16 protein-coding genes and 4 tRNA genes are annotated in these 24,671 nt (G+C 64.8%); 13 read left to right on the top strand and 7 right to left on the bottom strand.

Annotated features, from left to right (window positions below; translation table 11 throughout):
- The 6 genes from DOM54_RS14075 to DOM54_RS20445 all read left to right on the top strand — a co-directional run bounded on the left by DOM54_RS14075 (position 1) and on the right by DOM54_RS20445 (position 5,924).
- The gene (locus DOM54_RS14075) at positions 1-792 is read left to right on the top strand and encodes an ABC transporter ATP-binding protein (protein WP_110716950.1); all 792 of its coding nucleotides are present in this window, start codon (positions 1-3) and stop codon (positions 790-792) included.
- Positions 789-1,571 carry an IucA/IucC family C-terminal-domain containing protein gene (locus DOM54_RS14070; RefSeq protein WP_110716949.1) on the top strand — a complete coding sequence of 261 codons (783 nt, stop codon included), beginning with the start codon at positions 789-791 and terminating at the stop codon, positions 1,569-1,571. The genes DOM54_RS14075 and DOM54_RS14070 overlap by 4 nt, the downstream gene beginning before the upstream one ends.
- Before the next feature lie 161 nt (positions 1,572-1,732).
- On the top strand, positions 1,733-2,305 hold the full coding sequence (locus tag DOM54_RS14065; RefSeq protein WP_110716948.1) for a hypothetical protein: 573 nt from the start codon (positions 1,733-1,735) through the stop codon (positions 2,303-2,305).
- 101 nt (positions 2,306-2,406) lie between these two features.
- On the top strand, positions 2,407-3,384 hold the full coding sequence (locus DOM54_RS14060) for an NADPH:quinone reductase (RefSeq protein ID WP_110716947.1): 978 nt from the start codon (positions 2,407-2,409) through the stop codon (positions 3,382-3,384).
- 101 nt (positions 3,385-3,485) lie between these two features.
- Positions 3,486-5,282 (top strand): SLC13 family permease, encoded by a 1,797-nt coding sequence (locus tag DOM54_RS14055; protein ID WP_110716946.1) that lies wholly within the window; start codon positions 3,486-3,488, stop codon positions 5,280-5,282.
- Positions 5,283-5,351: 69 nt separating this feature from the next.
- Positions 5,352-5,924 carry a septal ring lytic transglycosylase RlpA family protein gene (locus DOM54_RS20445; RefSeq protein ID WP_240613911.1) on the top strand — a complete coding sequence of 191 codons (573 nt, stop codon included), beginning with the start codon at positions 5,352-5,354 and terminating at the stop codon, positions 5,922-5,924.
- 78 nt (positions 5,925-6,002) lie between these two features.
- On the opposite strand, the gene DOM54_RS14040 is transcribed toward DOM54_RS20445, so the two are convergent.
- From DOM54_RS14040 to betI, 7 genes are all read right to left on the bottom strand, one after another.
- Positions 6,003-8,471 carry an acyl-CoA dehydrogenase gene (locus DOM54_RS14040; RefSeq protein WP_110716943.1) on the bottom strand — a complete coding sequence of 823 codons (2,469 nt, stop codon included), beginning with the start codon at positions 8,469-8,471 and terminating at the stop codon, positions 6,003-6,005.
- A 235-nt stretch (positions 8,472-8,706) separates the two neighbouring features.
- A complete protein-coding gene (locus DOM54_RS14035) occupies positions 8,707-11,811 on the bottom strand; it encodes an efflux RND transporter permease subunit (RefSeq protein ID WP_110716942.1) in 3,105 nt (1,034 codons plus the stop codon).
- On the bottom strand, positions 11,808-14,972 hold the full coding sequence (locus DOM54_RS14030) for a multidrug efflux RND transporter permease subunit (protein ID WP_110716941.1): 3,165 nt from the start codon (positions 14,970-14,972) through the stop codon (positions 11,808-11,810). The genes DOM54_RS14035 and DOM54_RS14030 overlap by 4 nt, the downstream gene beginning before the upstream one ends.
- Positions 14,969-16,225 carry an efflux RND transporter periplasmic adaptor subunit gene (locus DOM54_RS14025; protein ID WP_110716940.1) on the bottom strand — a complete coding sequence of 419 codons (1,257 nt, stop codon included), beginning with the start codon at positions 16,223-16,225 and terminating at the stop codon, positions 14,969-14,971. The genes DOM54_RS14030 and DOM54_RS14025 overlap by 4 nt, the downstream gene beginning before the upstream one ends.
- A 306-nt stretch (positions 16,226-16,531) precedes the next feature.
- Complete coding sequence (gene betA / locus DOM54_RS14020) at positions 16,532-18,220, bottom strand: choline dehydrogenase (RefSeq protein ID WP_110716939.1); 1,689 nt, start codon at positions 18,218-18,220, stop codon at positions 16,532-16,534.
- Positions 18,221-18,477: 257 nt separating this feature from the next.
- Entirely contained in the window at positions 18,478-19,947 is a 1,470-nt protein-coding gene (gene betB, locus DOM54_RS14015; protein ID WP_110716938.1) for a betaine-aldehyde dehydrogenase, read from the bottom strand.
- 100 nt (positions 19,948-20,047) lie between these two features.
- Positions 20,048-20,668, bottom strand: a complete 621-nt coding sequence (gene betI / locus DOM54_RS14010) for a transcriptional regulator BetI (protein WP_110716937.1) — start codon at positions 20,666-20,668, stop codon at positions 20,048-20,050.
- Between the two features lie 256 nt (positions 20,669-20,924).
- Between betI and DOM54_RS14005 the strand changes: the two genes are divergently transcribed.
- From DOM54_RS14005 to DOM54_RS13975, 7 genes are all read left to right on the top strand, one after another.
- Entirely contained in the window at positions 20,925-21,869 is a 945-nt protein-coding gene (locus DOM54_RS14005; protein WP_110716936.1) for a choline ABC transporter substrate-binding protein, read from the top strand.
- Positions 21,870-22,010: 141 nt separating this feature from the next.
- A tRNA-Met gene (locus DOM54_RS14000) sits at positions 22,011-22,087 on the top strand.
- Positions 22,088-22,306: 219 nt separating this feature from the next.
- Positions 22,307-22,382 (top strand) — tRNA-Asn (locus DOM54_RS13995).
- 27 nt (positions 22,383-22,409) lie between these two features.
- Positions 22,410-22,485: transfer RNA gene (locus tag DOM54_RS13990), tRNA-Asn, on the top strand.
- 34 nt (positions 22,486-22,519) lie between these two features.
- A tRNA-Asn gene (locus DOM54_RS13985) sits at positions 22,520-22,595 on the top strand.
- Positions 22,596-22,674: 79 nt separating this feature from the next.
- Positions 22,675-24,339: a ParA family protein gene (locus tag DOM54_RS20650; RefSeq protein ID WP_110716935.1), complete on the top strand. Its 1,665-nt coding sequence runs from the start codon at positions 22,675-22,677 to the stop codon at positions 24,337-24,339.
- Positions 24,339-24,671, top strand: a 333-nt coding sequence (locus DOM54_RS13975) for an STY4526/YPO1902 family pathogenicity island replication protein (RefSeq protein WP_162619880.1), incomplete at its 3' end; no start/stop codon positions are given. The genes DOM54_RS20650 and DOM54_RS13975, both read left to right, overlap by 1 nt.

The following is a 24,671-nucleotide window of genomic DNA, read 5'->3' as shown; positions in this document are numbered from 1 at the left end:
ATGGCGATGCTCTCCGCGAACGATCTCACGCTGGGCTACCAGCGTCAGGCCATTCTGCGTCATCTCTCGCTGGAACTGCCTGAGAGCAAGATATCGGTGCTGGTGGGCAGCAATGGCTGCGGCAAGAGCACGTTGCTGAAAGCTCTGGCCCGACTGTTGACGCCTTGGCAGGGCGGTGTCGCGCTGGATGGCAAGAATATTCATCGCCAGCCAACCCGGATCGTGGCACGGACGCTATCGCTGTTGCCGCAGCACCCGGTGGCCCCGGAAGGGATCACGGTCCGCCAACTGGTGAGTCTGGGACGCCATCCGCATCAGAGCTGGCGCGCCCAATGGTCCGAAGAGGATGAGCGGCAGGTGGAGCGAGCGCTGTCACGCACCGACCTGCTGGGGGATGCCCACCGCAGCGTGGACACGCTCTCCGGGGGGCAGCGCCAGCGTGCCTGGATCGCCATGGCGGTGGCCCAGGATACGCCCTTGATGCTGCTCGACGAGCCGACATCCTTTCTCGACCTCGCTCATCAGATGGAGGTGCTGGAGTTGCTTGCGAGTCTCAACCAAGTGTCGGGCAAGACCATCGTCATGGTGCTTCACGATCTCAACCTGGCCTGTCGCTACGCCGATCATATCGTGGCGCTGCGCGATGGCCGGATCCACGCGCAGGGCACGCCCCACGAAGTGATCACCCGCCAGCGGGTCAAGGAGATCTTCCAGCTCGATTGCCAGGTGATCGATGACCCCTATTTCCATACGCCGCTGTGCATTCCGTTCGCCAGGCGGGAGGGGACATGAGCGAGGCGTCCCGCACCCACGGTTTCGATCCTGCGGATTGGCGCTACCTGGCAGGCCCGCTGCGCTTGAAGTCGGCCGAACGGGCGGACTCGCGCTCGCTGGACGTAGCCGATTTTCTCGATCCCGGGCGCTGTCGCGAACTGCTCGATCATCTGGGACCGGTGATGGGATCCCCCGAGCGGCGCACGACGGCATCGTTGCTGTCGAAACGCTTGGCCTTCCTGCTTACCGGCGCACCGCTATACGCCCTGTCGGTCTGCGATCGCAGGCTCGATCTTTCCGCCGCCAATTGCATCATCGAATATTCGCACGACGATGGCCTGTGGACGTCGTCGTTGCCACTGTGGACGCTCGAGAGCGAGGCGTTGGCGGCCTCGCGACGCCACCGCGCTCGCCGGGAGATCCTGCATGTGCTGTTCGCGCAGACGGTCGCACCGCTATGGCGCACGCTTCAGGATGTGGGGGGCGTACCGGAACGCATCCTGTGGGAAAACCTGGCGGTCAGGGTCTATTCGCTCTACGAACGCCGGCTGAGCGGCGTAGGGGATGCTCTCACGAGACAGCGCCGAGAGGCGGATTATGGTTTTTTGCTCACCGCCCAGCCGTCGCTTTTCGGACTCGATTTCAATCCCCTGGCGCGATTTTTCCACCCGCGCACCCGATCGGACGACGACGGTTCGGTCCGCTTTCGCCGGACTTGTTGTCTCTATTTCAAGGCCACCCGCCCATCGGAATACTGTCAGGCGTGTCCGCTGATCAAGCCGCGAGAGCCTGCATGAGCTGCTGACTCGAACCTCGCCCCGGGGCCAAGGCGGGCCCGCCTGGGGAGATTATGCTAGGCTGCGCGGCTTGCTACACCGGCCCGAACCCGCCGGCAGCACGTCACACCGGCCGAAGCCACCGGCAGTGCGCCAAGAGGCAACCAGTCAGGAGAAGCATCATGAAGGTCGTCCACGTCAAGAATCCCGAGATCCGCGAAGCCTGCCTCGCCAAACTCTGTGCCAGCGTCTACGGCCAGGAGGCGGGGCTGGCGCCGTTGGTGACCTTCGCCGGCACCCAGGGCGTGCTGTTCGAGCAGGAGGCGGCGCGCTTGTTCGCGTTGACCGAGGATGACGGCACCGTGCTGTGTCTGGCCCTGATCTCGTCCGATGTCGACGGCGGGACCATGGAGGTGGGCATGCTGTCGACGCCGGAGGGCAAGGGCGACACCCGGCACAGTCGGCATCTGGTCAAGACACTGGCGGAGAAGGCCCCGTTACGCGTGACGGCCGCCGACGAGGCGGGCGAGGCGTTCTTCCGACGCTGCGGCATCGAGCGCTGGGTCGACGGCGAGGGGGGCCTGCGTATCGGTCTGGGCCCGCTCCACCCGACCCCGGTGAACGGTGTGCTGCCTAGCGTGGTGCGCTTCAATGGCGATGGTATCGTGCGCACCTTCAAGCAGGAGCCGGAGACGTTCGAGGCCTACAAGTCACGCTTCGTCGCCGCCCTGGAGCGCTATTCGAACATCGCCTGACAGCGTTCGATCCTGACGTGGGCTCGCCCGGCGACTTGACCCGCTCCGGGAATGGCGCTTGGATGACAGACCGAGAGTCACCAGCCCAACAAGGAAACGTCATGGCCAAGCGCATTCAGTTCGCCCGCACCGGCGGCCCCGAAGTCCTCGAGACCGTCGAGGTCGAGCCGGCCGAACCCAAGGCGGGAGAAGTCAGGGTCAAGAACCACGCCATCGGTCTCAACTTCATCGATATCTATTTCCGCACCGGCCTCTATCCGGCGCCGGCCATGCCGTCCGGGCTGGGGACAGAGGGTGCCGGGGTGATCGACGCCGTCGGCGAGGGCGTGACCCATCTCGAAGAGGGAGATCGTGTCGCCTATGCCCAGGGTCCCCTTGGCGCCTATTCGCAATACCACGTGCTGCCAGCGGACAAGGTCGTCCAACTGCCGGAGGACATTCCCTTCGAGACCGCCGCGGCCGCCATGCTCAAGGGGCTGACCACCCAGTATCTGTTGCGTCAGACGTTCCCGCTGGAAGGGGGCGAGACCATCCTCTTCCACGCTGCCGCGGGCGGTGTCGGTTCGATCGCCTGTCAATGGGCGAAGGCGCTGGGCGTCAAGGTGATCGGCACGGTCGGTTCCGCCGAGAAGGCCGAGCTGGCGAAGAAGAACGGCGCCTGGGCGACGATCAATTATCGCGAGGAGAACGTGGTCGAACGCGTTCGCGAGCTGACTGGCGGTGCGATGGTGCCGGTGGTGTACGACTCCGTCGGCAAGGACACCTGGACCACTTCGCTCGACTGCCTGGCGCCGCGGGGGCTGATGGTCAGCTTCGGCAATGCGTCCGGCGCCGTCGACGGCGTCAACGTGGGCATCCTCAACCAGAAGGGGTCGCTCTACCTGACCCGGCCCAGCCTCAACGGCTACGCCGACACGCGCGAGCGCTTCGAGGAAATGTGTCTCGACCTGTTCGACATGCTCGAAAGCGGCAAGGTCAAGGTCGATATCGCCCAGCGCTTCACGCTGGACGAAGCCGGCAAGGCGCAGGAGGCGCTGGCGTCCCGCCGGACCACGGGATCGACGATTCTGATTCCGTAAAGCCCGCGCACTTTGTCGTATGATATCGAAGCCGACGCCGCGATCACGCGGCGTCGGCTTTTTCGGTCCGGGTGGCCTTCGTTCGCACAAGGAGTGTGTCGATGCAGGATGCATATTGGGTCTTCCTCATACTGGCGTTGACGCTGGCGGCCTTTGTCTGGGGGCGGTTCCGCTACGATCTGGTGGCCATGGCCGCACTGCTGGCCTGCGTGCTGCTGGGGGTCGTCCCGGCGGACGAGGCGTTCTCCGGCTTCGGCCATCCGGCGATCATCACGGTGGCGGCGGTACTCGTGCTCAGCCGCGGTTTCGAACACTCCGGCGTCGTCGACTGGATCGCGGAGAAGACCCTCAAGGCGGGGAGCCAGCCGATCTGGCAACTGGCGGTGCTGACCACCACGGTCATCCTGCTGTCCGCCGTCATGAACAACGTCGGCGCGCTGGCGCTGTTGCTGCCGGTGGCGGTTCGCGTCGCCCGCGAGCACGGCACCTCGCCATCGCTGCTGCTGATGCCGCTGGCTTTCGGCTCATTGCTGGGTGGACTGATCACGCTGATCGGTACGCCGCCCAACATTATCATCAGCGCCTTCCGTGCCAGCCAGGGGGAGAGCGCCTTCCGGATGTTCGATTTCGCTCCCGTGGGCGGTGGCGTCGCGCTGGCCGGTCTGGCGTTCATGGTGCTGCTGGGGTGGCGCCTGACGCCGCGGCGGCAAGGGCAGGCCTCAGCCGACGAGCTGTTCGAGACCTCGGCCTACCTGAGCGAGCTGACGGTCGGGGAGGAGTCCAAGGCGGCAGGCTGGACGCTACGCCAGCTGCGCGAGGTTTGCGACGAGCCGGTACCGGTCCTTGGCGTCGTCCGGGACGGTGAGCAGCTCGCCGGCAGCCGCTTCTTCGGCACCCTGCAGGCCGGCGACATCGTGCTGCTCGAGGCGGATCCCGACGATCTCAAGCAACTGGAGGACAAGGCCGGGTTGACCATCGGCGCCCATGATCGGGACGCCGACGGAACCGACTCCACCGAGGCGCCCAAGCTGGACACGGAAGACCTGCAACTGGTCGAGGCGGTGGTGCGCACCGATTCGATGATGACGCGGCGAACGGTGGCGCAACTGCGACTGCTTGATCAGCATGGGCTTCACCTGGTCGCGGTCTCGAGGGATGGGACACGACTGAAGCAACGGCTACGGGAGGTGCGTTTCCAGCCAGGAGACGTATTGCTGCTGCAGGGGGATGAGAATGGGCTCAGCGAGAGCCTGGCGGCGCTGGGGTGCCTGCCGCTGGCCAGCCGCAAGCTGTCGTTGGGGCGTCCGCGTCAGCTGCTGTTGTCGGTCGCGATCTTTGCGGTCGCCATCGGGGCGATGATGTTCGACCTGCTGCCGGCGGCGATCGCGCTGGCGCTGGCGGCGCTGGTCACGCTGGCGCTGGGCGTGCTGCCGCTGCGTGAGGGCTACGACGCCATCGAGGGGCCGGTGATCGTGCTGCTGGCGGCGATGTTGCCGGTGGGAACGGCGCTGGAGACCAGCGGGGGCGCCCAGATGGTGGCGGATGGCATGATGGCGCTGGGCAGCGGCTGGCCGCCGGTTGTCACGCTGGTGGCGCTGTTCGCGATCACGCTGCTGCTCTCCAACGTGATCAACAACGCCGCCGCGGCACTGCTGATGGCGCCGATCGCCGCCAGTCTCGCCAGTGGCCTCGGAGTCTCCCTCGACCCGTTCCTGATGGCGGTGGCCGTCAGCGCGTCGTGCGCCTTCCTGACGCCGATCGGCCACCAGTCGAATACCTTGGTCATGGGCCCTGGGGGTTATCACTTCCGGGACTACTGGAAGCTCGGGCTGCCGCTGTCGCTGGTCGTCATGGTAACGGCAATTCCCTTGATTTTGCTCATTTGGCCGCTATCGTGAGCCGATCTTCGATTATGATTGTCGAATCCAGCACTACGCCATGGTCAGATGACATCAGGTATCCGAACGATGACGACCGATTCCGCCGACGCCATGCCGGGGTCGCCCAGCCGGCTCCAGTCCCGAAAGAGGCTTCTCGCTGCCGCGCTGATGTCGATCCTGCTGGCGGGCTGTGCAACGAACCCGCATCCGCCTGGGTGGGACTCCCCCTCATCCAGGCAACCCGCGTCGACAGCGACCAGCGCCAAGGCGGGGGCGAAATCCATTGCCAAGTCGAAGAAGGCGATGGGTAACGACCCCGGCGCAGTCTCTGGTGATGAGCAGGCGCACTCGGTGCAATCGATCGGGAAAAAGCGGCTGGGCGAAGCGACGTTCTATGCGTCCTACTTCGAAGGGCGGCTGACGGCCAGTGGCGAGCCCTACGACAGCCAGGCGATGACGGCGGCCCACAAGACGTTGCCCTTCGGCACCCGGGTGAAGGTGACCGCGCTGGATTCCGGCGAAAGCACGGTGGTGCGTATCAACGATCGCGGCCCCTTCGTCGATGGCCGCATCATCGACCTCTCGCGAAAGGCTGCTGAGCAACTCGGCATGATTCAGGACGGTGCCGCCGACGTGCAGCTGCAGGTCCTGGGGCAGTAGCCGCCAGGGTGGTGACCAGACGAAGAAGCCCCCGTNNACGGGGGCTTCTTCGTCTTGCCGATCACGCCGGCCGCGCCGCTAGGCGGTGGCCTCGTTCTCGATTCCTGAAGTCTCTCTCTTTTCCCGACGTGTGACGAAGGCATCGAAGGCGAAATCGTCTACCGTCAGCATCTCCAGGACTTCCTTCTCGTGGGCACGCATGAAGGCGGCATCCTCATCGTTGAGCAGCCCGGCTTCGTGGGCGGCATCGATCCACTGCTCGGGATGCAACGCGACCTCGGGCAGTGCTTTCTTGACCCGCGCCTTGTTGAGCGTGCGATAGATCGTCTCGGCCCGTTCGGCGTTGGCCAGCAGGGCATTGTAGCGCGCCAGCGCGTTCTCCTTCTGACCCTCCTCCCAGCTATCCCAGGTATTGCTCGTCAGCTTGTGGCGCAGCGCGCTGTCCGTGGAGATCGCCTTGGCGATCTCGCGCGTCAGCGTATCCTGCGGCTTGTGCCAGCGGCGCCCCAGCGGCTGGGTGACGAACGACAGCGTATTGCCCAGGGCGCGATTGGGCAGATTGTCGAACAGGTCGACCAGCGCCTGCTCGGCACGGTTCAGCAACAACCGGCAGCTGTAGTGGAACAGCGCCGCCTCGTTGTCGACACGATCGGTCTCGTGCCACTGCTTGAGCACCATCGACAGCAGGTAGAGATTGGAGAGCACGTCGCCTAGACGCGCCGAGATCATCTCGCGCTGCTTGAGCTTGGAGCCGAGGCTGGCCATGGCGGCGTCGGCACACAGGCTGAAGGCGGAAGAGAGCCGCGCGGCATCCTGGGCATAAGGTGCCGCGATGGCATCGAACGGGACGTTCGGCTTGCCGAGGCCCAGGGCCTGGGTGAAGGCGCGGGCGCCGTTGCCGAAGATCAGCCCGATGTGGCGGAAGAACAACCGATCGAAGGCCTCGAAATCGTTGGCATCCTTGGCCGCCAGCTCCTCGAGGACATAGGGATGGCAGCGGATCGCGCCCTGACCGAAGATCATCAGGTTGCGGGTCATGATATTGGCGCCCTCGACGGTGATCGAGACCGGGTTGGCACTGTAGCCGATACCGAGATAGTTGCGAGGGCCCAGCGTCACCGTGCGGCCGCCGTGGACATCCATGGCGTCGGCCAGCACGTCGCGCTGGAACTCGGTCAACTGGCTCTTGAGAATCGCCGATGGCACCGCCGGCTTGACGCCGTGATCGATGGTATTGGCGGTCTGCATCACCGCGGCCTGGGAGATGTAGGCCTTGGCCGCGATACGCGCCAGTGGCTCCTGTACACCCTCCATGTCCGCCACGGCGATGTTGAACTGGCGGCGGATACGAGTGAATCCGCCGCTCCAGCCCACCGCATAGCGCCCGATGCCCGCGGCACCCGAGGGCAGGGTGATGCAGCGGCCCACCGAGAGACACTCGACCAGCATGCGCCAGCCCTGGCCGGCCATGTCGAGCCCGCCGATCAGGTAATCGAGCGGGATGAACACGTCCTTGCCACGAATCGGACCGTTCATGAACGGACTGCCGATCGGATGGTGACGGCGACCGATCTCCATGCCCTCGGTGTCACGCGGGATCAGCGCACAACTGATGCCGATGTCGCTCTCGCCGCGCTCCAGCAGGTTGTCCGGGTCGAACATGCGGAAGGCCAGACCGACCACGGTGGCGATCGGCGCCAGGGTGATCCAGCGTTTCTCGAAGGTCAGCTTCAACCCCAGGACTTCCTTGCTGTCGTGCATGCCGCGGCAGACGATGCCGACATCCGGGATCGAGGTGGCGTCACTGCCGGCGCGGGGACCGGTCAGGGCGAAGCAGGGGATGTCGCGACCATCGGCGAGGCGCGGCAGGTAGTGATCCTTCTGCGCCTCGGTACCGTACTTCAGCAGCAGCTCGCCGGGGCCCAGCGAGTTGGGCACGCCGACGGTGCTCATCAGGGTTTCGTTGAAGGCGAGCTTCTGCAGCACGGCGGACTGCGCCTTGGCAGAGAACCCCAGGCCGCCGTAGGCCTTGGGGATGATCATGCCGAAGAAGCGCTCGTTCTTCAGGTACGCCCACAGCGCCTCCGGCATGTCGGCGCGCTCGCGGGCGATCTCCCAGGCGTTGCACATGCCGGCGGCGACGGAGCACTGGTGGTCGACGAAGGCCTGCTCCTCCTCGCTCAGCCCGGCATTGTCGAAGTCGAGCAGGCGCTGCCAGTCGGGCCGGCCGCTGAACAGCTCGCCATCCCAGGCGACGGTGCCGGCATCGAGAGCGACCCGCTCGGTCTCGGAGACCCGCGGAGCGATTTTCTTGAACAGCGCGAACAGGCGCGGCGACAGCCACAGCCGACGAATCGGCTTGACGCCGCAGACGGCAACGCCGATCGCCGCGATCAGCAACAGCGTACCGATGATGCCGGCGCCCAGTGCCAGCCCGACGACACCCAACACGGCGAGTACGGCCAGTGCCGCGAGTGCGCCGGCCTCGCGACGCATGACGACCAGACAGCCAATGACGGCCAGGACGATGAGCAGCAGTGTGATCATGACGAACTCCGAGAGGGGGAAACGAAGAATTCAGACGAGCGTTTGAATTTGGTTTTCAGACTAGCGGATCGCACGCCGGCTGACTAGGCCGGCGTGCTTATCCTTTGGGCTAGCGTCGCGCTAGCCACAAACCACGCATGGACTAAGGGCGACGAGCCACGGGCGACAAGAAGGGCGTGCGGGCCGGAGCCACCTCAATGCCGCCCCGCAGCCGGCGCTTGCCGGCTACCGAAACTCACGCCTCGCTGGCACGTTCCGAGCCGATCTGGCTTGGTCGCAGTCGGCGATGAAGCCTGTCGAGATAAAGATAGACCACCGGGGTGGTATAGAGCGTCAGGATCTGGCTGACGATCAGTCCGCCGATGATAGTGATCCCTAGCGGCGCGCGCAGGCCGGCATTCTCGTCGGTGCCGAGCAGCAGCGGCAGGGCGCCGAGCAGCGCGGCGAGGGTGGTCATCATGATCGGCCGGAAGCGGACCAGTGCGGCGTGGCGAATCGCCTCCTGCGGGGGCATGCCCTGGTCGCGTTCGCAGACGACGGCGAAGTCCACCAGCATGATCGCATTCTTCTTGACCACACCGATCAGCAGAATGATGCCGATCAGCGCAATCAGGGTGAAGGGTGTGTCCAGCGCCATCAGCGCCAGCAGGGCACCGACCCCGGCGGAGGGCAGCGTCGACAGGATGGTCATCGGGTGAATGTAGCTCTCGTAGAGAATGCCCAGCACCAGATAGACCGTCACCAGCGCGGCGAGGATCAACCACGGCATCGCTTCGATACCGCTCTGGAAGGTGCCGGCGCTGCCCTCGAAGTCGACCTGGAGGGCCGTGGGAGGGTGCAGCGCATCGACGGCCTGGCGAATGCGCGCGGTCGCTTCGCCCAGCGACACGCCCTCCTCCAGATTGAACGAGACCGTCGAGGCGGCGAACTGCCCCTGGTGATTGACCGTTACCGGGGTGGTGCTGCGCTCGACATGGCTGAACGCCGAGATCGGGATCATCTCGCCGTCGCTGGCGCTGACATGGAGGTCGCCGATGGCATCTGGGGCCTGCCGGTAGGGGGCACCCACCTCCATCACCACGTAGCGCTGTTCGTCGGCATCGTAGAGGCTCACCACCTTGCTTTGGGCGAAGGCGTTACCCAGGGCCGTGTCGATGGTGCTCATGTCCACGCCGAGGCGCGAGGCTGTGTCCCGGTCCACGATTAGCCTGGCGGCCAGGCCATCGCCGCGGTTGTCGCTGTCGACCCCGGTGATGCCGTCGACCTGCTGCATCGCCTGCTGGACCTTCCTGGACCAGTCGCCCAGCAGCTCGAGGTCGTCGCTCTTGAGCGTGATCTCGTACTTGGAAGCGCTGCTGGAGCGTCCGCCGATGCGGATATCCTGCAGCGGGAACATGAAGGTGCTGACCCCGGTCAGCCCCTGCAGGCTGGCCATCAGGCGGTTGCCGATCGCCTGGGTCGAAGCCTGGCGGTCGGCCTTGAGGGTGATGAACAGCGTCGCCGAGGAGCCGCCGCGGCCTGGACCACCGCTACCCATGAACCCCAGTACGCTGGCGACGGCGGGATCGGCTTGCAGCCGCTCGCGCACCTGGCCGAGCTTGTCCGAGACGGCGTCGAACGACAGCGCCTGGTCGCCGCGCATGGTACCGAGCAGGCGTCCGGTGTCCTGATCCGGGATGAATCCCTTGTCGACAGCGGTATAGAGATAACCGTTGAGCACGATTACGGCGACCAGCGACAGCAGCGTCAAACGGCGGTGCTTGAGTGCGATGTCCAGGGTTCTGGCGTAGCCGCGCACGAAGGCGTGGCCAATGGCGATCAGGAAGCGCTCCCAGCGGGGCTGACGCTGGCGTTCCGGATGCGGCTTCAGCCAGCGGGCGCACAGCATCGGCGTCAGCGTCAGCGACACCAGCAACGACACCCCGATGGCCAGCGACAGTGTCACCGCGAATTCGTGGAACATCCGGCCGATGAAGCCGCCAAGCAGCAGCAGCGGGATGAACACCGCCACCAGCGACACGCTCATCGCGGTGACCGTGAAGCCGACTTCCCTGGCGCCGAGCAGCGCGGCCTCGAACGGCTTGACGCCCCGCTCGATATGTCGGGCGATGTTCTCCACCACCACGATGGCGTCGTCGACCAGGAAACCGATCGAGACGATCAGCGCCATCAGCGAGAGGGTGTCCAACGAGAAGTCGAACGCCCACATCATCGCGAAGGTGCCGATCAGCGACACCGGAATCGCGACACTGGGAATGATCGTGGCGCGGGCATTGCGCAGGAACAGGAATACCACCAGTACCACCAGCACGACGGCCAGCAGCAACGTCAGTTGGGTTTCGTGCAGCGATGCCTGGATGCCGGGGGCCCGGTCGAGCTGCACGCTGAGGTTGACGTTCTGCGGCAGCAGGCTGCGCACCTCGTCGAGGCGCTCCCTGACGCCGGCGATGGTATCGATGATGTTGGCGCCGCTGGCGCTGCTGATCACCAGCAGCACGGCAGGTAGATCGTTCTGGAAGCCGACGTTGTAGCGATCTTCCACGCCGTCGACGATCCTGGCCACGTCACCGAGGCGCATCAGCGAGCCGTCGTCGCCCTTGGCGATCACGATCTGGCTGTAGTCGCTCGCCTTCAGCAACTGGGAGTCGGTCTGGACCTCCCAGCGGTGCTCGACGGTCTGCACGAATCCGGTGGGCGACTGTGTCGTCGCCGCGCGCAGGGCACCGGCTACGGCGTCCAGCGCGATACCGGCGTGGTTGAGCTTGCGCGGATCGATCGACACCCTGACCGCCGGGGATGAGCTGCCGCCGACGTTGACGTCGCCGACGCCGGGTACCTGGGCGATGGGCGGTGCGATCTTGCTGTCGGCGAGGCGATAGAGCTCGCTGGTGGGAAGGGTGTCGGAGGTCAGTGACAGGATCATCACCGGTGCCGAGGCCGGGTTGAGCTTGCGAAAGTGCGGCCGGCTGGTCATGGCACTGGGGAGTAGCGGCTGGGCATCGTTGATCGCGGCCTGGACCTCCTGCGCGGCCACGTTGATGTCCTTGTCGAGATCGAACTGGATGACCACGCTGGTGGAGCCGTCGGAACTCGACGAGGTCATCTGGGTGATCCCGGGGATACGCCCCAGCGAGCGCTCCAGCGGTGTCGCCACCGTCGATGCCATGGTTTCCGGATTGGCCCCGCTCAGGCTCGCCGATACCAGAATGGTCGGGAACGATACGTTGGGCAGCGGTGCCACCGGCAGCCGCTCGTAGGCGAGAGAGCCCAGCAGCACGATGGCCAGCGCCAGCAGGATGGTGGCGACGGGCCGGCGGACGAAGGGCGCCGACAGGCTCACGGCGATGCTCCGTCACGAGTCTCTCCGTCACGACTCGGCGCATCACGTTCGTCGTGCTCATCGTCGTGGCGCCGGGTCCGGCCGAAGCGTCCCGCGAGGCGGTCGAAGAACAAATAGATCACCGGCGTGGTGAACAGTGTCAGCAACTGGCTGAACAGCAGCCCGCCGACCATGGTGACACCCAGCGGCTGGCGGAGCTCGGCACCGTAGCCACTGGCGAACATCAGCGGCATGGCACCGAGCAGTGCGGCGAAGGTGGTCATCATGATCGGCCGGAAACGCAGCAGCGCCGCGGTATGAATCGCCTGCGCCGCCGACATGCCGCGCTCGCGCTGCGCCTCCAGCGCGAAGTCGATCATCATGATGGCGTTCTTCTTGACGATGCCGATCAGCAGGATGATGCCGATGACCGCCACCAGGCCGAGCGAGTAACCGCCGATCTGAAGCGCCAGCAGGGCACCGATGGCGGCGGAAGGCAGCGTCGACAGGATCGTCAGCGGGTGGATGTAGCTCTCGTAGAGCACCCCCAGCACGATATACATGGTGACAATGGCGGCCAGGATCAGCCAGAGGGTGTCGCCGGTGGAGTCGGTGTAGGCCAACGCCGAGCCGCGGTAGGAGAGCGCAGTCTGGTCGCTCAGCGTGTCCGCCGCCGCCCGATCGACGGCCTCGAAGGCCTCCGACAGCGAGTGGCCGTCGGCGACGGCGAACGACATCAGCGCCGAAGGAAACTGGTTCTGGCGCTGCAGCGATAGCGGGGTGGTGCGTTCGGCCAGGGTCACCAGGGTCGACAGTGGCACCAGCTCATCGTCGTCGTTGGCAACGTAGAGACGCGACAGGGCCCGCGGTCCGTCGTTGTCGGTGGCGCTGGCGGCTAGCACCACCCGGTACTGGCTGGCCTGGGTGAAGATGGTCGAGATCAGGCGCTGGCCGAAGGCGTCGTAGAGCGCATCGTCGATATCGGCGACGCTGATCCCGAGCCGGCCGGCGCGGTCGCGGTCGATGGTCACCTCGAGCTTGCGCCCTTCGTTCTGAACGTCGTTGCTGACGCTGGCGATGGCGGGGGAGCGTTCGAGGGCCGCGAGCAGCCGTGCGGCGTCGTCGTTCAGCGCCGCGCGGTCGCCCTGGGTCAGGGCGAACTGATAGGGGTAGCGACTGATGGTGTCTTCCAGCGTCAGATCCTGCACCGGCTGCAGCGACAGGGTCAGCCCGGGGATGTCGTGGCTCTCGTCGCGCAACCGCGCCAGTATGCTGTCCAGGTCGCCGCGTTCGCCCAGCGGCTTGAGGTTGATCGAGAGGCGGCCGCTGTTGAGCGTGGTGTTGGTGCCGTCGATGCCGACACTGGACGAGATGCTCTCGACGGCAGGGTCCTTCAGCAGGTGATCGACCAGTCGCTGCTGGCGAGCCGACATCGCCTCGAACGAGGTCGATTGCGTCGCCGTGGTGATACCGCGAATGACGCCGGTATCCTGCACCGGGAACAGCCCCTTGGGCGTGGCGATGAACAGCAGGGCGGTGACGCCCAGGGTGGCGACCGCCAACAGCAGCGTCAGCGTCTGATGACCGAGCACCCAGTTCAGCGCGTGTTCGTAGCCACGGGTGAGGCGACCAAACAAGCCTTGTCGGCTGCGCACCATGGCCTCGTCGTCCATCTCCTCGCCGCTGCGGCCGGCGGTTTCCGGTCGCTGCTTCAGCCAGCGCGCGCAGAGCATCGGCGTCAGCGTCAGCGAGACGAAGGCGGAGATCAGGATCGAGATCGCCAGGGTCAGCGCGAACTCGCGGAACAGCACGCCGACCACGCCACTCATGAATACCAGCGGTATCAGCACGGCGAGTAGCGAGATCGTCAGCGAGAGGATGGTGAAGGCGATCTGGCGCGAGCCCTTGAGCGCAGCGGCGAGCGGTTTTTCGCCCTTCTCCACGTAGCGGGTGATGTTCTCCAGCACCACGATGGCGTCGTCGATGACGAAGCCGGTGGCGATGGTCAGCGCCATCAGGGTCAGGTTGTTGAGACTGAATCCCGCCAGGTACATTGCACCGAAGGTGCCCACCAGCGACAGCGGCACCGCCAGGCTCGGAATCAGCGTGGCCGGAATGTTGCGCAGGAACAGGAAGGTCACCATCACCACCAGACCGATGGCGAGCATCAGTTCGAACTGTACGTCCTCCACCGCGGCGCGGATGGTAGTGGTGCGATCGGTGAGTATCCTGACGTCGACGTTGGCCGGCAGCGTGTTCTCCAGCGCCGGCAGGCCCCGCTTGATGCTGTCCGCCACGCCGACCACGTTGGCGCCGGGCTGGCGCAGCACGTCGATCAGGATCGCACCCTCGCGATCGGCCCAGGCCGAGAGGTAGGCGTTCTCGGAACCGTCCTCGACCCTGGCCACGTCCGACAGCCGCAGCACCGAACCATCGTCGTTCTTGAGGATAAGGTCGCGGTAACCGTCCGCCGATAGCAGTTGATCGTTGGCATCGATGCTGTAGGCACGGTAGGGCCCATAGAGCGTTCCCTTGGCCCGGTTGACGTTGGCGGCATCGACGGCGCTGCGCACGGCGGCGAGATCGAGGCCGTAGGCGGCGAGCTGGCGCGAGTCGACGGTGATGCGCACGGCGGGCTGGTGGCCGCCGGCCAGCTTGACCTGTCCCACGCCGGTGATCTGGGCGATCTTCTGCGCCATGCGCGTGTCGACCAGATCGTAGACCTTCGTCAGCGGCAAGGTGTCCGAGCTGACCGCCAGGGTCATGATCGGCGTATCCGCCGGATTCACCTTGCTGTAGCTGGGGGGGCGGGGCAAATCGTCGGGCAGCAGTGTCTCGGCCTGGCTCAGTGCTGCCTGGACCTCCTGCTCGGCGACGCCCAGGTCGGAGTCGAGCGAGAAACGCAACGTGATCAGCGAGGCGCCGCCGGTGCTGGTCGAACTCATGTCTTCCAGCCCCGAAATCTCGCCCAGCTCGTCCTCCAGCGGGGAGGTGACGTGGGAGAGCATCACGTCGGGCCCGGCGCCGGGGTAGAGCGTGGTGACCTGGATGGTGGGAAAGTCCACCTCCGGCAGCGACGAGATCGTCAGCAACCGGTAGGCCATGGCACCGGCGATCAGGATCGCGAGCATCACCAGCGAGGTGGCGACCGGGCGCAGGATGAACAGGCGAGACGGGTTCATGATGTGTGGCCGTCGCCACCGTCGTCGGCTTTGCCGTCTGCGCCGGCGGCGTCCATCACCTCGTCGCTCGATTCGCCCGGCAGGGCATCGCTGACCACGCGAACCTTGGCGCCCTCGCGCAGGTTATCGACGCCGTCCACCACCACCCGCTCTCCGGCTTCGACACCGGACGACAGCGCGCTCTGCGAATTCTGGGTCGCGGCCAGTGTCACGTCGCGTCGGGTCACGGTGTCGTCATCCTTGACCACATAGACGTAGTTGCCCTCCTGGCCGGTCTGCACCGCCGGCTCGGGGACGATCACCTGATCGCGGAGGATCTGCGACACCAGGCTGACATCGACATAGGCATTGGGATAGAGCCCGCCGGTCGGGTTGTCGAGGATAGCGCGCAGGCGGATCGTGCCGGTGGCGCTGTTGACGTTGCTGTCGATGCTGCTCAACTGGCCCGAGTGGGCCTCGCCGTCGGTATCGGTCACGTTCACCGCCGGGTGGTCGCCGGCGACCAGGCGGCCACGGACGATATCGACATAGCGACTGGGCAGCGAAAAGATCACCGAGATCGGATCCAATTGGGTGATGGTGACGATCGGATCGTCGTCGCCGAGCTGGACGATATTGCCGGGATCCACGTTGCGGATCCCGGCCACCCCGGTGATCGGTGCGGTGATGTCGGTATAGTCGAGCTGGACCTGGGCGCTCTTGACGCTGGCCTGGTCGCTGGCGACCGTACCCTGATACTGGCGCACGAGCTGGCGTTGCTGCTCCAGCTCCTGGCGCGAGACGTAGTTGGTCTCGATCAACTTCTCGTAACGGGCGAGATCTTCCCTCGCCGAGGCCAGTTGGGCCTGATCCTGGGCCAGTTGTCCCTTGGCCTGGTCCAGTTGCGCCTGATAGTCCCGCGGGTCTATCCGGGCGATCCGCTGACCTTTCTGGACCGTCTGGCCCTCCTCGAAGTCGACCGACATCAGCTCGCCCTCCACCCGTGGCCGCACGGCGACGCTCGAGAGCGGTCGCACCGTCCCTAGCGCCGTCAGCTCGATCGGCAGGTCGCCGCGACTGGCAGCCACGGCGGAGATGGCCGTGGCGGGCATACCGCCGGCGCCGGGCTGCCCCGGGGATCCGTCGTCGCCCTCGGGCGCGTCCTTCCTGCCGACAAGATAGTAGGCGACGCTGGCCGCGATGAGGATCAGCAGCAACCACCATAGCCAGCGTAGCGGCCGGCGGGGGCGAGACGACGTGGAGGAGGATGACATGATGAAAGACGTTCCTTGTACGAACTTTGTGACGTGCGCGCTACACGGCTCGAACGAGCTTGGAGTCGGACTAGCCTAAAACCGAACCCAGTGTAACGGAACACTGTTCGCACAATGCGCAATTAGCGCGCAAATAAAGTAGCTACGACAGGCCGATGACAGTACCGATGACCATGGTCGACGAGAAAGCGCCCGGCGTCCGAGCCGGGCTTGAGGGGGGGGAGGCGGGGCAGGTAGCCAGCGTCGCTCGACCCTGGCCTCGGATCGTCGAACACCCATCGTTGGCCAGGAGGTGCTGGCTCGGCGTCACGCGCTTCTGGCGGGCGCCTGACGAGCTGGCGCGCCATTGGCGACGTAATAGGGCGCCTCCGAGGCCGGCAGCGGTTCGTGCCCGCGTACGCGGTCGGCAAGCTTCTCGGCGATCATGATGGTGGTGGCGTTGAGATTGCCGGTCACGATCTGCGGCATGATCGAGGCATCGATCACGCGTAGCCCCTCGATGCCATGAACGCGACCTTCGCCATCGACCACGGCATCGTCGTCGCTGCCCATGCGGCAGGTGCCGCAGGGGTGGTAGGCCGTTTCGGCGTGCTGACGAACGAAGGCGTCGAGCTCCTCGTCCGACTGTACATCCGGTCCCGGCGAAATCTCCCGGCCACGGTAGGCATCCATCGCTGGCTGCGCGATGATCTCGCGGGTCAGGCGAATCGCGGCGCGAAACTCCTCCCAGTCGCGCTCGGTGGCCATGTAGTTGAACAGGATACTGGGCGCGCTGCGCGGATTCCGGTCGCGCAGCTGTACCCGCCCACGGCTCTCGGAGCGCATCGAGCCGACATGTGCCTGGAAGCCGTGGGCCTGGACCGCACTCTTGCCGTTATAGCTGATCGCGATCGGCAGGAAGTGATACTGCAGGTTGGGCCACGCCTCGCCGTCGTCGCTGCGGATGAACCCGCCGGCCTCGAACTGGTTGCTGGCGCCGATGCCCCTGCCCAGGAACATCCACTCCGCGCCGATCTTGGGCTGGTTGTACCACTTGAGTGCCGGATAGAGCGAGACCGGTTGCTTGCACTCGTACTGGATGTACATCTCCAGGTGGTCCTGCAGGTTCTCGCCGACGCCCTTGAGCGGATGCACGACGGGAATGCCGAGCTTTTCCAGCAGTTCCGGATTGCCGACGCCGGAGCGCTGCAGGATCTGCGGCGAGGCGATCGCGCCACCGCACAGCAGTACCTCGCGACGGGCCAGCGCCTGGCGCGGCTGACCCTTGTGCAGGTAGTTGACGCCGGCTGCCCGCTGATCCTCGAACAGGATCCGGTCCGTGGTCGCGTGAGTGACGATGGTCAGGTTCTCGCGCTGTTTGGCGATGTCCAGATAACCGCGCGCGGTGGAGGAGCGGCGGCCGTTGGGCGTCGTCGAACGGTCCATGGGGCCGAAGCCCTCCTGCTGGTAGCCGTTGAGATCCTCGGTGCGCGGGTAGCCCGCCTCGACACCCGCTTCGATGAACGCCTGGTAGAGCGGGTTGTTGCCGGGCTTCGGCGTCGCCACGCTCAGCGGCCCGTCGCCGCCGTGATAGTCGTTGGGGCCGATATCGCGGCTTTCCGCCTTGCGGTAATAGGGCAGGCAGTCGCGATAGCGCCAATCTTCCAGGCCCGGCTGCTTGGCCCAGTTGTCCAGATCCAGGGCGTTGCCGCGGATGTAGCACATACCGTTGATCAGTGACGAGCCGCCCAGACCCTTGCCGCGGCCGCACTCCATGCGGCGGTTGTCCATGTGCGGCTCCGGGTCGGTCTCGAACGCCCAGTTGTAGCGCTTTCCCTGGAGCGGGTAGGCCAGTGCCGCCGGCATCTGGGTGCGGAAGTCGGCACGGTAGTCCGGACCGCCGGCTTCCAGCAGCAGTACGCGGGTGGCCGGATCCTCGGTCAGGCGAGTGGCGAGCACGTTGCCTGCCGAACCCGCGCCGATGATGATGTAGTCGAATTCCTGAGCCTGTTGCATACACACGCTCCTCTTGAATGAAAATTGGCTACGAGCTACGAGCTACGAGCTACGAGCTACGAGCTACGAGCTACGAGCTACGAGCTACGAGCTACGAGCTACGACTGCGCCGGCTTCGGGGCGTTAAACATCAGCTACGAGCTACGAGCGAAGGGGGTGCAAACCGTAGGCGTTAGCCGATGATTTCCCTTGCCCGCGCTGGTTCTCCGCTTGTGACCTTCGGCCCGCAGCTCACGGCCCGGCGCCCGTCGCTGATGTCAGAACACCGAGGCGAACGGTCCCATCTCGATCTGCACCGATTTGGTCTGGGTATAGTGCGCCAGCGTCTCGACACCGTTCTCGCGGCCGATGCCCGACTGCTTGTAGCCACCGACCGGCATCTCCGCGGGGGAGTCGCCCCAGGTGTTGATCCAGCAGATACCGGCCTCGATCCGGTGGATGACACGGTGGGCGCGGTTGAGGCTCTCGGTGAACAGGCCCGCGGCCAGGCCGTACTCGGTATCGTTGGCGCGGCGGATCACCTCCTCCTCGTCATCGAAGGCGAGAATCGACATGATCGGACCGAAGATCTCCTCCTTGACGATACGCATGTCGTCTTCGCAATCGGTGTAGGCGGTGGGCGCGACCCAGGCACCCTTGGCGAAATCGCCCTCGGTCAGGCGTTCGCCACCGACCAGCAGACGCGCGCCATCCTGCTTGGCGATCTCCAGGTAGCTCGCCACCTTTTCGAGATGCTCGAAGCTGACCAACGGGCCGAAATTGGTTTCCGGATTCAGCGGATCACCGGCCTTGATGCGGTTGACCCGCTCGACGATCTTGGCCTCGAATGCCGCCTTCACCGAGCGGTGGACGAACACGCGAGTGCCGTTGGTGCAGACCTGGCCGCTGGAGTAGAAGTTGGCCATCATCGCGCCGTCGGCGGCACGGTCGAGATCGGCATCGTCGAACACGATCAGCGGCGACTTGCCGCCCAGTTCCATGGTGACGTCCTTGAGCGTGGAACCGGCTGCGGCGGACATTACCTTCTTGCCGGTACCCACCTCGCCGGTGAAGGTGATCTTGGCAAGGCCGGGGTGCTCGGTAAGCATCGCGCCGACGCTACCATCGCCCTGGACGACGTTGAACACGCCGTCCGGCAGGCCGGCTTCGGTAAAGATCTCGGCCAGTTTCAGCGCGGTCAGCGGCGTGACCTCGCTCGGCTTGAACACCACCGCATTACCTGCGGCCAGGGCCGGGGCGGCTTTCCAGCAGGCGATCTGGATCGGGTAGTTCCACGCGCCGATGGCGCCGATCACGCCGAGTGGTTCGCGGCGGGTGTAGACGAAGGAGTCTTCGCGCAGCGGAATCTGGGTGCCCTCGATGCTCGGCGCTAGGCCGGCGAAATACTCCAGCGCGTCGGCGCCGGTCACCACGTCGACGCTGGCCGTCTCGCTGATTGGCTTGCCGGTATTGAGGGTTTCCAGCTCGGCCAACTCGTCGTTGCGTTCGCGCAGCAGGGCGACTGCCTTGTGCAAGATGCGCGCGCGTTCCATACCGGTCATCGCTGCCCACTGGCGCTGGGCGCGCTGGGCGCTCTCGATCGCGGTGTCGACGTCGGCCGAGGTGGCCTGCTGGACGCTGGCGATGACCTCGCCATTGGCCGGATTGACGGCGTCGAAGGTCTGGTTGCCGCTGGCCGGCGTGTGACGGCCGTTGATATAGAGTGTCTGCGTCTCGAGTCGTGCCATGATGACTCTCCTTCGAATGGCGAATGAAATAGCGTGGCCGCTGTCTCGGCGGCCTGGAACCGATTCCCGGATCGATTGCCCTGGCTCGGCACGGGTGCCTTCAAGCGTAGTCGTTGGCGCGGGTTCGGCTGTAGTGAGCGGTCTCGAGCTGCACCCGGACATAGTCGTAGGCCAGTTGACGGGCGCGGTCCACGTTCAGTCCCTCCTGGGCCAGGGCACCACGCAGCCATAGGCCGTCGATCAGGGCGGCCAGCCCACGTGCGGCGTCTCGGGCTTCCTGTTTCGGCAGCACGCGTCGGAACTGGCAGCTCAGGTTGGAGTAGAGCCGGCGGTCGTTGACCCGCTGCAACCGCTGCAATGGCCGGTGGTGCATGCTGCTGGCCCAGAACGCCAACCAGGTCTTCATCACCGAACGGCTGGTCTGGCTGCGATCGAAGTTGCCGTCGATGATGGCATGTAGATGCGCCTCCGGCGGGGCCTCGCCCAATGCCGCGCGCCGTTCCAGCACGGCGTTGCCCAGATCGCTCAGGACGTGGCGCATGGTGGCTTCGAGCAACCCGTCCTTGCCGGCGAAGTAGTGACTGATGATGCCGGTGGAGACGCCCGCGCGCTTGGCGATCCTGGCGATCGTGGCATCTGCCAGCCCCGCCTCGTCGATCGCCTCCAGCGTCGCCTGGATCAGTTGGCGGCGGCGAATGGGTTGCATACCGACTTTCGGCACGGGCTTTACTCCTGCTGCGGGGCTGACGTGGTCGAACCTTAACGGATAACCCGTTTTAGACCGGGTTTCCAGTTATCGATGGGGAACCCGACTATTATCGAACCAACGACGTCTTCTGCCGACCATTATGGAAATTTTTTATTGAACGGTCAATCAACAAAAACTAGTGTATTGTGTCATCGAATGGAAAATATGACATTCGATAATCAGTGGTTATTGACCAAAACCTACAATACGTTCAGGGAGTTCAAGCACCATGAGATATCAGCCGATTCTGTGGACCCTGGCCGGTGCCGGCCTGGCTGCGGCACCGCTGGCCCAGGCGCAGGAGCCTGAGAGCTGCCAGACCGTCCGCTTCGCCGAGGTGGGCTGGACCGACATCCAGGCGACGACCGCCTTGACCAGCGTCGTGCTCGAGGGACTTGGCTATGAAGCCACCTCGGATACCGTCTCCGTACCGGTGGCCTATGCGGGCATGAAAGGGGGCGACTTCGATGTATTCCTGGGCAACTGGATGCCGTCGATGAAGTCGATCAGCGACCCCTACATCGAGAAGGGGCAGGTCGATCGTCCGCGTGCCAATCTGGAGGGTGCCAAGTACACCCTGGCGGTGCCGGAGTACGTCATCGACGCCGGTGTCACCTCGGTTGCCGATCTGGATGCACACGCCGACCAGTTCGGTCACAAGTTGTTCGGCATCGAAGCGGGCAACGACGGCAACATGATCATCCAGCAGATGATCGATGACGACGCCTTCGGCCTGGGCGACTGGCAGTTGGTCGACTCCAGCGAGGCCGGCATGCTTGCCGAGGTTCGGGCGCGCACCCAGAGCAAGGAGTGGATGGTGTTCCTGGGTTGGGCACCGCATCCGATGAATACCAACTTCGATATCGGCTATCTCTCCGGGGCGGATGACTACTTCGGTCCGGATTACGGTGGCGCTACCGTCTATACCAACACCCGCGCCGGCTACGTCGACGAGTGTGGCAATGTCGGTCAGTTGCTCCAGAACCTGAGCTTCACGCTCGACATGGAAAACGAGGTCATGGGCAGCATCATGGACGACGGCGAGGACGAGAAGGACGCAGCCCGCGCCTGGATCAAGGCGCATCCCGAGACGCTGGACGGCTGGCTCGAAGGCGTCAAGACGGTCGATGGCGAACCGGGGCTGCCGGCGGTCAAGGAAGCGCTGGGCGTCTGATCCACCGCCGGGGGCGGACAGGGAAAGACGGGCCGAAAATGGCGCCGATTCTCATTGCAGGCTTGTCCTCCGACGAGCCTGCAGGTATAGTCCGCCCCCGTTGTCACTCGGCAACGTTTGCCGTTTCCCGGCAGCAGCGTCGGCTACGTAGCTCAGCTGGTTAGAGCACATCACTCATAATGATGGGGTCCCCTGTTCGAATCAGGGCGTAGCCACCAACGCTTCTCCTCTCTATCCCCGCGAAACCGTCTCCGCGAAATCCCTTCGTTTGCCCGCATGCGCTCCGCACGGTCACCAGGCCTGTCGAGGAGGGGAGAGGGGGATGCGCAGCGTATTGATTGTGTTCGATTATTCCTTTCCGGCAATTCGAGAAATCCTGTCCCCCGGCCTTGACGCAAAAGACTCAGCGCGTATACTACGCCGCGTGCTGAAGATGGTCCCCGATAGCTCAGTTGGTAGAGCAAATGACTGTTAATCATTGGGTCACAGGTTCGAGTCCTGTTCGGGGAGCCAACATCATCAGCCAGCGGTGAACGACGATCCCCGATAGCTCAGTTGGTAGAGCAAATGACTGTTAATCATTGGGTCACAGGTTCGAGTCCTGTTCGGGGAGCCATCGCTATCATCGCGTCGGAAAGTGCTCACATCGATCCCTGATAGCTCAGTTGGTAGAGCAAGCGACTGTTAATCGCTGGGTCGCAGGTTCGAGTCCTGCTCAGGGAGCCAGCTGAACGCTTAGAAAGACATCTTTCTATGTAATACCGCCTCTGCACTCATTCCAATTACTGACGGATGAGGTGCAGTTATGCGTGTTTCAGCAACGGTTTGCTCCAAGGGCGGCGTCGGGAAAACCACCACGACAGCCAATCTGGGCGGCCTCCTGGCAGACGCCGGTCTACGGGTCCTGCTCATAGATCTCGACTCCCAGCCAACCCTCTCTTCCTACTATGAGCTGTCCCAGCCTGCCCCTGGTGGGTTGTACGAGCTGCTCGCGACAGAACTGGTCGACCTTGACCAGATCATCTCGCAGACCGCTATCCCCAATCTCGACATCATTGTCTCGAACGACTATCGGAATCAGTTGCAGCAGTTATTGCTCAATGCCCCGAATGGTCGCTTCCGGCTGATCGACCTGCTCGATCGCTTCGCCGATCGCTATGACGCCATCCTGATCGATACCCAGGGCGCGCGCTCAGTGATTCTCGAGATGGCCGTCATGGCCGCCGATTGCCTAATCTCTCCCATCGTTCCCGAATTGCTCACTGCCCGCGAATTCGTGCGCGGCACTCAGGGCATGCTCAACGAGCACACCGGGCTGCACTTCAACCTCATCGACATGGCGTGGAAGAACTGGTTCACCGTGCGCAAGTATGCCCGGGCGGCAACGAACGAGGAGCGCGCGGATATCTGGACCACCGTCGATAGTGAACTGGAACGCCTGCGTCATCCCCAGGAGCGCCACCTCTATCCGCCAAAACCGGACACCTCTCCGGGTAGCTCGTCATCCGGCAAGTCGTCGGGTGCTTCCTCACTGCCATCGACCGCCAAAACCTCTCGAGGCGGTAGCGAGCCCACCGACGGCGACGGTGAACTCGACCCCAATTATCTGACCTTCGGCGATGGCCAGAGTGACCTCGATCCCACGCCGGAACCGTCGCCGGCGCGCGGTGTGCCGGATGCGGGCGGGGTGGGCGAGTCGGTCGCCATGAAACAGATGCGCGCCCAGCTCGAGCAGCTCGAGCAGCGTAACGCCGAACTCGAGGCCCAGACCCAGCGAACACCGGTGGCCCCACAGGGCGGCAGCTTCGATGACGACTGGAATGGCAGCGCCGGCGGGCTGCTGGACACCGATGGTTTGCTGCAGGAGCACACACCTCAGCCGAGTCGCTCTGCCGAAGAGCAGGCGACCATCGCCACCGATCTGACCCTCTCTCCCCACCACGAGACGGAGGGCCATCGCCAGTTGCGTCACTGGCAGGCGAAGGAGCGCGGCGAGGAGGCTATCGACTTCGAGGCAGCGGCACTCAAGAGCGTACCGCTGCAGGATGGTGGCCGGGTCGCCCCGATCACGGATCTTTGGCATGTGCCGGCCTGGCGGCGCAACGCCCAGGATCTGCGCATGCAGATCGGTGAAGTGGTCCAGGTGCTGGCCAGCTGGGCGGGAATCGAGGCCAGCGGATCCAGCGACGTCATTCGCCTCAATGCGCGCAACGGTATCGGTTATGAACTCGGTCCGCTCGAGGGCGCTCCCAGCCGCCGCGCTCAGCTCGTCTGGCAACTGCTGGCCGGCCTTGAGGGTAACATCGATCCGGTGATGCCGAGCGACATCTCGCTATTGGGAGAACTGGTGGGCAGTCATGGTGACGACACCGAGGTGCGTCTGCCCGACGGTCTCTTCGTTCGTGTGTTCTGGCTGACCCGGCTGATCCGGGTGCTGCGTGACGTGCTCAATGCAGAGGGGGATTCGTGATGGCAACACCGCAACTCAACCATGCGCTGTTCAACCAGGCGCTGATCCTGATCCGTGAGGGCGACATGCGCCGCGCTCGCGCGCTGGGCTTCCGCGATGACGAGCTGCAGAGTCTCAGTCGGCTGCGGGCCAGCGAGATCGAGTCCCTGATCCACGAGTTTCCGGGCGTGGCCCGGTTCGAGCTGGACCACGACACCTTCAAGGCGGCGCTGCGCCGCGTCGATCGCGACCAGGATCGCGATGGGCTCGTCGATCACTGCATTCGACACGGGGCCAGCGTGCACATGCTGTCTACCTTCTTCGGTCTGACCCCGAATGATCTTGCCCAGCAG

Origin of the sequence: Salinicola acroporae (genome assembly GCF_003206615.1) — a bacterium.
Taxonomy (GTDB): domain Bacteria; phylum Pseudomonadota; class Gammaproteobacteria; order Pseudomonadales; family Halomonadaceae; genus Salinicola; species Salinicola acroporae.
Note: the sequence above shows the minus strand (reverse complement) of the source record. Positions and strands in the feature narration are given on the sequence as shown.

Bases quoted from the DNA above. Each gene is read 5' to 3' on its own strand.
- betA (WP_110716939.1), bottom strand. From the start codon at position 18,220: ATGCAACAGGCTCAGGAATTCGACTACATCATCATCGGCGCGGGTTCG.
- DOM54_RS14065 (WP_110716948.1), top strand. From the start codon at position 1,733: ATGAAGGTCGTCCACGTCAAGAATCCCGAGATCCGCGAAGCCTGCCTC.
- DOM54_RS14070 (WP_110716949.1), top strand. From the start codon at position 789: ATGAGCGAGGCGTCCCGCACCCACGGTTTCGATCCTGCGGATTGGCGC.
- DOM54_RS20650 (WP_110716935.1), top strand. From the start codon at position 22,675: ATGCGTGTTTCAGCAACGGTTTGCTCCAAGGGCGGCGTCGGGAAAACC.
- betB (WP_110716938.1), bottom strand. From the start codon at position 19,947: ATGGCACGACTCGAGACGCAGACACTCTATATCAACGGCCGTCACACG.
- DOM54_RS14075 (WP_110716950.1), top strand. From the start codon at position 1: ATGGCGATGCTCTCCGCGAACGATCTCACGCTGGGCTACCAGCGTCAG.
- DOM54_RS14025 (WP_110716940.1), bottom strand. From the start codon at position 16,225: ATGTCATCCTCCTCCACGTCGTCTCGCCCCCGCCGGCCGCTACGCTGG.
- DOM54_RS14005 (WP_110716936.1), top strand. From the start codon at position 20,925: ATGAGATATCAGCCGATTCTGTGGACCCTGGCCGGTGCCGGCCTGGCT.
- DOM54_RS20445 (WP_240613911.1), top strand. From the start codon at position 5,352: ATGACGACCGATTCCGCCGACGCCATGCCGGGGTCGCCCAGCCGGCTC.
- DOM54_RS14055 (WP_110716946.1), top strand. From the start codon at position 3,486: ATGCAGGATGCATATTGGGTCTTCCTCATACTGGCGTTGACGCTGGCG.
- DOM54_RS14040 (WP_110716943.1), bottom strand. From the start codon at position 8,471: ATGATCACACTGCTGCTCATCGTCCTGGCCGTCATTGGCTGTCTGGTC.
- DOM54_RS14030 (WP_110716941.1), bottom strand. From the start codon at position 14,972: ATGAACCCGTCTCGCCTGTTCATCCTGCGCCCGGTCGCCACCTCGCTG.
- DOM54_RS14060 (WP_110716947.1), top strand. From the start codon at position 2,407: ATGGCCAAGCGCATTCAGTTCGCCCGCACCGGCGGCCCCGAAGTCCTC.